Source organism: Pandoraea sp. ISTKB (genome assembly GCF_001721285.1).
GTDB classification, from domain to species: domain Bacteria; phylum Pseudomonadota; class Gammaproteobacteria; order Burkholderiales; family Burkholderiaceae; genus Pandoraea; species Pandoraea capi.
Map to the genome: position 1 here is coordinate 58,875 of NZ_MAOS01000046.1, position 8,459 is coordinate 67,333.

At 63.2% G+C, this 8,459-nt stretch carries 11 protein-coding genes; 5 read left to right on the top strand and 6 right to left on the bottom strand.

Going from position 1 to position 8,459, the window contains the following annotated elements; translation table 11 throughout:
• The first annotated feature begins 73 nt into the window (after positions 1 to 73).
• From A9762_RS18085 to A9762_RS18100, 5 genes are all read left to right on the top strand, one after another.
• Positions 74 to 436 carry a BON domain-containing protein gene (locus A9762_RS18085; RefSeq protein WP_069343399.1) on the top strand — a complete coding sequence of 121 codons (363 nt, stop codon included), beginning with the start codon at positions 74 to 76 and terminating at the stop codon, positions 434 to 436.
• Positions 437 to 674: 238 nt separating this feature from the next.
• Entirely contained in the window at positions 675 to 1,124 is a 450-nt protein-coding gene (locus tag A9762_RS18090) for a PRC-barrel domain-containing protein (protein ID WP_069343400.1), read from the top strand.
• A gap of 332 nt (positions 1,125 to 1,456) precedes the next feature.
• Complete coding sequence (locus A9762_RS28195) at positions 1,457 to 1,612, top strand: DUF3309 family protein (protein ID WP_083254058.1); 156 nt, start codon at positions 1,457 to 1,459, stop codon at positions 1,610 to 1,612.
• Positions 1,613 to 1,634: 22 nt separating this feature from the next.
• Entirely contained in the window at positions 1,635 to 1,874 is a 240-nt protein-coding gene (locus A9762_RS18095; RefSeq protein WP_069343401.1) for a ChaB family protein, read from the top strand.
• 397 nt (positions 1,875 to 2,271) lie between these two features.
• Positions 2,272 to 3,486 carry an MFS transporter gene (locus tag A9762_RS18100; RefSeq protein ID WP_083254059.1) on the top strand — a complete coding sequence of 405 codons (1,215 nt, stop codon included), beginning with the start codon at positions 2,272 to 2,274 and terminating at the stop codon, positions 3,484 to 3,486.
• Here the strand turns inward: A9762_RS18100 and A9762_RS18105 are convergent.
• From A9762_RS18105 to A9762_RS28945, 6 genes are all read right to left on the bottom strand, one after another.
• Positions 3,384 to 4,823, bottom strand: coding sequence for an MATE family efflux transporter (locus tag A9762_RS18105; protein ID WP_206093595.1), 1,440 nt, complete (start codon positions 4,821 to 4,823; stop codon positions 3,384 to 3,386). The two genes, A9762_RS18100 and A9762_RS18105, sit on opposite strands and share 103 nt — an antisense overlap.
• A 246-nt stretch (positions 4,824 to 5,069) precedes the next feature.
• On the bottom strand, positions 5,070 to 5,681 hold the full coding sequence (locus A9762_RS18110; RefSeq protein WP_069343403.1) for a DUF2239 family protein: 612 nt from the start codon (positions 5,679 to 5,681) through the stop codon (positions 5,070 to 5,072).
• Between the two features lie 147 nt (positions 5,682 to 5,828).
• Complete coding sequence (locus A9762_RS18115) at positions 5,829 to 7,124, bottom strand: type II toxin-antitoxin system HipA family toxin (protein WP_069343404.1); 1,296 nt, start codon at positions 7,122 to 7,124, stop codon at positions 5,829 to 5,831.
• A gap of 69 nt (positions 7,125 to 7,193) precedes the next feature.
• Positions 7,194 to 7,481, bottom strand: coding sequence for a helix-turn-helix transcriptional regulator (locus A9762_RS18120; protein WP_240493616.1), 288 nt, complete (start codon positions 7,479 to 7,481; stop codon positions 7,194 to 7,196).
• 123 nt (positions 7,482 to 7,604) lie between these two features.
• Complete coding sequence (gene arfB, locus A9762_RS18125; RefSeq protein WP_069343416.1) at positions 7,605 to 8,021, bottom strand: alternative ribosome rescue aminoacyl-tRNA hydrolase ArfB; 417 nt, start codon at positions 8,019 to 8,021, stop codon at positions 7,605 to 7,607.
• 127 nt (positions 8,022 to 8,148) lie between these two features.
• Entirely contained in the window at positions 8,149 to 8,310 is a 162-nt protein-coding gene (locus A9762_RS28945; RefSeq protein ID WP_170836273.1) for a hypothetical protein, read from the bottom strand.
• Positions 8,311 to 8,459: the final 149 nt, after the last annotated feature.

Below are 8,459 nucleotides of genomic sequence, written 5' to 3' on the forward strand. Positions count from 1 at the left end.
TTGGAATGTGCAGGAGGTGACGCCCCGAAGCAGCAATGCTGGCGATGCGACGACTCATTTCGGGAGGTCGAAAATGAAACAAGCCAATTTGCTCAAGCTCGTCATGGCGGGCGCACTTGCAACGACGGGTATTGCCGCTCACGCACTCGATCAGGGCGGGATCATCAAGATTGCCGATAACACCAGCGCCAGTAGCGTGATGAGCGATACCGGCCGCAAGATCGACGATTCGGCGCTGACCGCGAAGGTCAAGGCCGAGCTGCTCGCGAAGAAGGACGTGCCGTCGACCAAGGTTCACGTCACCACCCGTCACGGTGTGGTGCATCTCACGGGTTCGGTGCCGCAGTCGGCACAGAAGACCCTCGTCGAGGATACGGTCAAGGGCGTGGATGGTGTCGTCGACGTCAAGAACGATCTGAAGGTATCGGCCAAGTAACGGTCGACACATGGTAAGCGGTCGATCGTCGACCGAAGGCGACCGCAATGCCAAAGTTTGCAGAACGCAGCGCCATCACGCCGGTATCGGAGGTGTCAGCATCGTACCGATAGCACGTGATGGCGCGTAGAGACCGCACTCTCGCCCTGTCGGCGACGCACCATCCGGGGACATCGATGATAACGATGTCGCCAGATCGCAAAGTGTCCCGACTTCATCAGCGAAGGAGGAAGGAATCATGACTATGCAATCCGGCCGGGGCCAGATGCCCCAAGCAGGTCAATCAGGTCAAACGGGCGCCCGCATTGTCGGCGCGTCACACAAGCTGCCCGATGGTCCGGGCCCGTCGGTGATGGCCGCCGACACGCTCGATGCCGAAGATGTGGTGAACACCGCAGGCGAGAGCCTGGGGAAGGTCAAGCACATCATGCTCGACGTCCAGCGCGGCACGGTGGCCTATGCCGTGTTGTCGTTCGGCGGCTTTCTCGGGATGGGTGACAAGCTGTTCGCCATTCCCTGGCATGCCTTGCAGCTCGACGTGGAGAACAAGCGCTTCATTCTCGACATCGACAAGGAAGCCCTCAAGAAGGCGCCGGGCTTCGACAAGGACCACTGGCCGAGTATGGCCGACATGCATTGGGCCGAGCAGGTGCATACGTATTACACCGTCGACCCTTATTGGCATTGAGCCAGACGAGGACTTGCTCATGCCGAGTCAGAGTTGCCATAACGAAATTCGCCGGCTGACGCAGGCCCCCCGCCTGTATGCCCATCTGCCTGAGCCTTTCGACCCGGGCAAGCCGCCGGGGACACCGCCGCCGAAGTCGCCTCCCGACGAGAGCGAACCGACGCCGATGCCTCCACCCGACCGACCGCTCGATCCGCCAGTGGAAGAGCCGCCACTTCGGCCTCCTGGCAAATACGTCCGATAGGTGCGTCGCGGTCGTCGGGTAATGGCGGCATCGATTGGCAAATGTCATCGAGGGCCATTCACCGTCGGATCGGCAAGGGAGGAAAGTCATGCTTGGCACCATCTTGTTGATTGTTCTGATTTTGTTGCTGGTTGGCGCGTTACCCGCATGGCCGCATAGCCGGGGATGGGGTTACTACCCGTCAGGGGGTATCGGGCTGATCGTGCTGATTGTGGTGTTGCTCGTGGTGATGGGGCATATCTGACCCCGCACAAGGAGAACCCGTCATGCCGTATCGACAGACGCATGAACTGCCGGCCAGTGTGAAAGACCATCTGCCGGCACACGCGCAGGAGATTTATCTCAAGGCATTCAATTCCGCCTGGGACGAATACAAGGATCCCGCAGAGCGGCGCGGTCATGAATCGCGCGAGGAGACGGCGCACAAAGTGGCATGGAGCGCTGTGAAGCAAACCTACGAAAAGGATGACAAGTCCGGTCAGTGGCATTCGAAGAAGCATCACTGACCGTCTTTCCGGGGAGCACGGCCTTACCGCACCGCGGCACCCCGCAGACCCCCAATACGATTGCATCCGGTTCCCGCAACCGGAGCGCAACCGTAGCTTGCCGGCCCACCCACTGGGCCGGTTTTTTTTTGCTCGGCGCGCGTACGTTTTCGGCGTCGTCCTGCCGGGTCGAATGACCGCACACTGATTGTCGCAATATTGCAGTGCGGTGAAATACTTGTCGAATCGATGCAAATTGCGCGTAATTGTGACGTTTTGATGATGTTGCGTTGCAGTATTTGGCCTGCATGAATCGCGGGGTTGGCGTAAAATCACGGTCTTTGGACGGACGTGCACCCGGTGCCGCCGCTCGACAAACTTCGCCAGTCCCACAACTGGCCGCCCTGATCGAATTCCCATGAGTGCCCCCCAAATCCTCCCCGCCGAGGCTTCCGAAGCGTTGCCGTCATCGTCCATTCCCGTGTGGTTGTCGTTCGTGGCGCTCGCCATGGGCGGCTTCGGTATCGGGACCGGCGAGTTCGTGATCATGGGCTTGTTGCCCGACGTCGCCAAAGGTCTGGACATCACCATTCCGCAGGCGGGGCACGCGATCAGCACGTATGCGCTGGGTGTCGTCATCGGTGCGCCGGTGCTGGCAGTGCTTGGGGTGCGCCTGCCGCGTCGCGCCTTTCTGATTGCGCTCATGGCGATGTTTGCCGTCGGCAACTTCGCGAGCGCCATGGCGCCGGGCTACATCTCGCTCATCATTCTGCGATTCCTGAGCGGTCTGCCGCACGGGACTTACTTCGGTGTGGCGGCGCTGGTCGGGGCATCGCTCGTGCCGCCGCATCGCCGCGTTCACGCGGTAGGTCAGGTGATGCTGGGGCTGACGCTCGCGACACTCTTCGGTGTGCCGATTGCGGCCGGTCTCGGTCAGTGGCTCGGCTGGCGCGCCGCATTTGTCATGGTCGGCGTGATTGGTGCACTGACGGCGTTGCTCGTCTGGCGCTGGATTCCTGACGCCCCCGCGCCACACGGCGCCAGCCCGCTACGCGAACTGGGTGCGCTGCGTAATTCGCAGGTCTGGCTCACGCTGGGCATCGGGGCGATCGGCTTCGGCGGTATGTTTGCCGTATTCAGTTACATCAAGCCGACGCTCATGCAGGTCGCGGGCGTGCCCGAAACGTGGGTGCCGTTCTATCTCGCGCTCTTCGGTGTCGGTATGGTGGGCGGCACGATCGTGGGGCCGCGTCTGGTGGCCGCCGCGTCGCTCATGCGCGCCATTGGCGGCACGCTGATCTGGTCGGCACTGTTGCTGGTCGCTTTCACGTTCACGTCGGCGAATCCGTGGCTGGCCGGCGCCAACGTGCTGGCCATCGGCACGATCATCATCATCGGCCCGGCGTTGCAGATCCGCTTGATGGACGTGGCCGGCGAGGCGCAAACGCTCGCGGCGGCGCTCAACCATTCGGCGTTCAATATGGCCAATGCCGCCGGCGCATGGCTCGGCGGCCTGGCCATCAGCGCGGGTTACGGCTGGACGTCGACCGGTTGGGTCGGTGCCTTGCTGTCCTGCGCAGGCATGGTCATGTTCTTCTGGGCGCGGCACGACGCGCGCCGGAAAGCCCGATAACACATCCCCTGCATCGCCAGCATGGCGATGAACGCGAGCGGATACGCCCACCAGATACCGGTGAGTCCGGCGATTCGCTCGAACATCCACGCGGCAGGCACTTCGATGCCCAGCAGCCCGATCATGCCGAGCAGCGTCGGCACCCACACCTTGCGGCTCGCTCGCATGGCCCCGGTCAGGATGGCCGTGGTGCCCATCACCAACACACTCCACGCCACGATGTAGAGCAGGTGCGTGGCCAGCGTTCGCACGTCAGGATCGGTCAGGAACCCATGCAGGATCGTGGGGGCGACCAGATAGACCAGGATGACGAGCGTGCCGGTCAGTCCGAGATTGCACAGCAGGCCGGTGCGTACGATGGCGCCGATGCGTTCGCTGCGTCCCGCGCCGATAGCGTGTGCGCAGAGGATCGATGCCGTGATGCCCAGCGTCATCACCGGAAGCTGCAACCAGCTCATCACCTGCGTGACGGCTCCGTACGCTGCCGTCGCATTCGCCCCGTGACGATTGACCATGCTGAGCAGCGCCATTTCCGCCATGGCCATCGTCAGCATCTGAATGGCGGTCGGGACACCGATGTGCAAGATGCCACGAGCGAGCGCCGGATTCCATCGCAGGGCATGCCAGAGCTCGCGATTGGGCGCGAGCGGATGACCTTTTCGTCGCCAGTACATCCCCATCCAGATCAGCGCAACCGTGAACGCGAGCAGCGTCGAGGCCACGGCACTTCCCACGCCGAGCGCCGGGAAGGGCCCCCAGCCGAAAATGAACGCCGGTGTCAGGCCGAGCGAGAGCAGCGTGGCGATGAGCAAGGCGAGAAGCGGCGAGACCGCGTCACCCGTGCCACGGCTCATCGATGTCGTCAGCCAGAGCAGGAACACGACAGGCATGCCGATGAGCATGCCGCGTGCGTATAACGTGGCGGCATCGAATACGGGTTCCGGGGTGCCGAACGTTTGCATGAGCGGTGTGGCGAACATGCCGCCGAGCACGCTGATGACGACGCCCGCGCCGAACATCATCACGAGCGCCGTGCCCGCAATTTGGCGCACGCGGGTCAGATCCTTTGCCCCCCACGCCTGACCGATCATCACCGTCGCACCGGCTGACAAGCCGATCACGATCGAGAGAAGAAAGAAGAAGACGGGGAAGAAGGCGGAGACGGCCGCGATGGCGTCGGTGCCGATCAGGTGCCCGAGGTAAATGCCGTCGACCGTGCCGGCGAGCGACTGAAGCGCGTTGGTCAGCATCATCGGCACGGCGATGAGCAACCAGGTTTTCCAGAGCGGCCTGGGCGGCTGGGGCGGTTGAGCGGGGGCTGCGGTGGATTGCGTCATGATTCCTTTTCCTTGGTGAACGCGGTGAATGAAAACGACAGGCAAAGCGGGGCCCATCCGGGACGGCTGTCCGCCCGGTGAGTCGTGAAATCAAAGGGTTAGCGGGGCTGGCGCAAGATCGTCAGGGCGTGAGTGTCCGAGCGCTTCAGGGCGTCCTGAAGCGCTGCGGTCGACGAAGACGTTGCGTCGTCCTCGTCCCTTATGCCTGGGTGAACTTGCGCGGCAGTCGTGCGCGCCCGGTGTGGCTTATGGCGTCGGGTCGATCAGATCATCGGTCGACGTGAGACGCATCAGGTGTGAACGCACGTCTTCAGGCCATTCGACGATACGGGCCTTCAGTGCGTCGAAGTCGTTCGCAAAGAGGGCGCGAGACGCTTCTTCGAATTGCGGCAGATCGCCAGCGATCGTCGACATGAAGCTGTACGCGCGTTCCTGGGCGCGGCGCAGCATGTCGCGCTCGGCATTGGCGCGGCGCGCCTCGTCGATGAGTTTGCGCAAGGCGACGGAGGCACCGCCCCGTTGCTCGGCGAGCCAGTCCCAATGACGCGGGAGCAGGGTGACCTCGCGGGCGACGACCCCGAGCTTCGGACGGCCGCGGCCTTTGGGGACGTCGTCGGATTCGGGGGCGGCGTCCGGGGAGGTGGTCTCCGGTGCGGGATATCGTGCCCGGATGTCGGCGGCGCTGCCGCGCACATCGACGTCGCGCGTGTCGCCCGTCAGGTTGTCGAAGATGATGACGGACGCGTTGGGGTCCGCGAGCATCGCCTGTTGAAAGGCGATGGCGGCGTCGGCAAGCGAACCGGCGGCAATGCGGCGCTTGTCGCGAAAGACGGTGTAACCCAGCGAGGAATGTGTCACGGCAGACTCCGGTAACGATGATGTAGTGTCGATACCGGCGAATAATACCCGGGTGTTATTTGGATTGCAATATTACCCGGGTATTATTTTTGATAGGTACGCCGATGGGGCACGACGGGACCCACGGCGCATTCGGCGCGAGAGGGATCAGGTCGTCAGCGCCACACCGCCGTTCAGGCGTTCGAGCACAGTTGTGCGCACGGCATTCGGCGCATCGTCGAGCAATGCGGGCCAGTCGGCCTGCGCATCGCGCACCGTCTCGCGTGCGATGGTCATCAGTCGGCCGACCCGCAGCAGCCCCGCGCCCTTGAGCAGCGCTTCGAGCGCCGGCCAATCGAAGGCGCGCAGCGTCTTGTCGATGGCGCGGTTCACCCCGTAGTGCGATGGCGGCACGTCCTGGAAAAATGCAGCGACGCACACCGGATCGTAGACCGGCGCCAATTGTGGTGTCTGTGCATCGGGATAGATCAGCGCCCAGTTCTTGAGATGGGCGTCGGTGTTGCCGAGCAGGATGAACGCGATCAGGCGGCGCAAAAATTCGCGCACATCACGCACCGGCTGTCCCGACAGTTGATCGAGCACGCGCAGCATGGTGGTGTAGTCGATATCGAGGCCGCGCCCGTATTTACTGCGCGGCGGATATTGCAGCACCTGCGCGAACTCTTCCATGTGGACGCGTCGTCCATCCGGCAGGCGGTCGAAGCGCGGCACCGCGAGAATGTGCTCGAACGGCACCTGCTCCGGCAGATCGGCATCGTGACGAGAGATGATTTCGGCCTGCGCGCAATCGAGCCCCAGCGCTTCGCACAGCCGGTAGCCCGTGAATTCGTTCTCGACGAGATCGGGGTGGCGCGTGGTCGGCAACTTGAGAATGACCGAGCCTGCCCGGCCCCGGCGCTTCACGATGTAGCGGCGCCCGTCGCGGATCGCGGAGAACTTCGTCACGACACCGGGCAGCGACGCGGCATCTTCCACCGGCGTATCGACGAAGCCCGGTTCGACCATTTCGAGGCCCAGCGCCGTATGCCAGCGGTGCACGACATCCGGCACGCCTTCGCGCGCGGGTACGGGTTCGACTTCGAGTGCACCCATCAGGTCGTGCCCGGCGGCGGCGAGCAGTTCGAACTCGTCGTCGGGACTGCAATGTCGTTCGGCCGCGAGACGTTCGCGATTGTGGCCTTCCGGCAGAAGATTCTCGAAGTACACCGGCCAGCGGCCGTCGGTTCGAACGAGACGTACGTCCTGCGGCGACGCCAGAATTTCGCGCGTCGCCGTTTCGTTGGCGCCTCGATAGGCGAGCGAAAGCACGGGCCGCCGGGCGTCGGCGATGTAGTCCTCGTCGAACGACATCCGGAGAATGTCGCCGTACTGGGAGAGATAGCCGATGGGCCGGCGTGTCCCGTCAGGCTGATGCAGATACGCGCGTAAGTATTTGATATTCATGGCGAGAGTCCCTGTCGATTGGTGCGTTCGGTGGTGCAGCGCAAGTGGCGATGTGCCCTGGGCGCGGTGCTATCGACCGAGCGTTTCGACGATGGAAGGCGGGGCTGACACACCGCTCGGCTGTGCCAGGAACTTGCCTCCGGAGCGAAGGAAGGCTTCCACCTCCTGTTGCAGGCCGGCAGGCACGAGCATGGGTTCGAGGCCGAGGGCGCGTGCCATTTCAAGCAGTGTCGACAGGCGCGGGTCGAGTGCGCCGGACTCCATTTTCTGCACGGTCATGCGGGACAGCCCGGCGCGATCGGCCAACTCGGCCTGCGTCAGTCCGGCGTCTTTGCGTGCCGCAATCAGGGGTTCCATAAAGCTCATGATGATGCGCTTTTTGCGAGAAATGATGCTTTATATTAGCATTTCTCAAGCGAGGCATTGTTGAAAAGCTAATTTAAATTAGCTTTTCTGAAAAAATGCCAATAAAAATAATCATTAATCGTCGCGGCTCGCGTGGACTTTGCCGCGCGAGGCTTTGACGCGCGATCGGACCTGCTTGGCGTCTTTGCGACGCACCTGACTGGCCAGCGTGGGACGTGTGGCCACGCGACGCCGCGGCGCGACGGCGGCGGCATCGACCAGCGCTTGCAGACGGGCAAGCGCGTCGGCGCGATTGAGTTCCTGTGAGCGATGCTGCTGCGCTTTGATGACGATCACACCGTCCTGCGTGATGCGGTGATCGAGACGCGAAAGCAGACGTGTCTTGACCTCGTCGGGTAGCGACGAGCGCATCACGTCGAAGCGAAGGTGAATGGCGCTGGAAACCTTGTTGACATTCTGCCCGCCCGCGCCTTGTGCGCGCATGGCGGTCAGTTCGATCTCTTCGGGGGCAATGAGAATGCGACGGTTCATGGGCGCAAGCATAACGTTCTCGTCATGTCGGCCACAAGCATGCGGCTGTGCCGGGGGAAGCACGGCGCCGGCTTGCGTCTCCGGCGCCGTGGAAGTCAGGGGACCGTTGGATGGTTGAGGTTGCTTCTCAATGAGGCGCCGCCACCACGACGAACTGGACGGTGGTGCCGGAGTACACCGGCTGATACCACGTCGAACCGCAGCGCTGATAGGCAACGTTATTAACCACGGTGCCGACGCAACTGGGCGGTAGCGATGCCACGGTCGAGCCGATGATGGCGGCAGACACGCCAATCGTCACGGCTGCAGCGACCGGGTCATACCATCCTCCACCCCAGCCCCAATAAGGCGGTGGCGGTGGTGGCGGGGGCGGGGGCGGGGGAGGATGCGGCCCTGGCCCCGGCGGTGGTCCCGGTGGATGTGGCCCCGGTCCGGGAG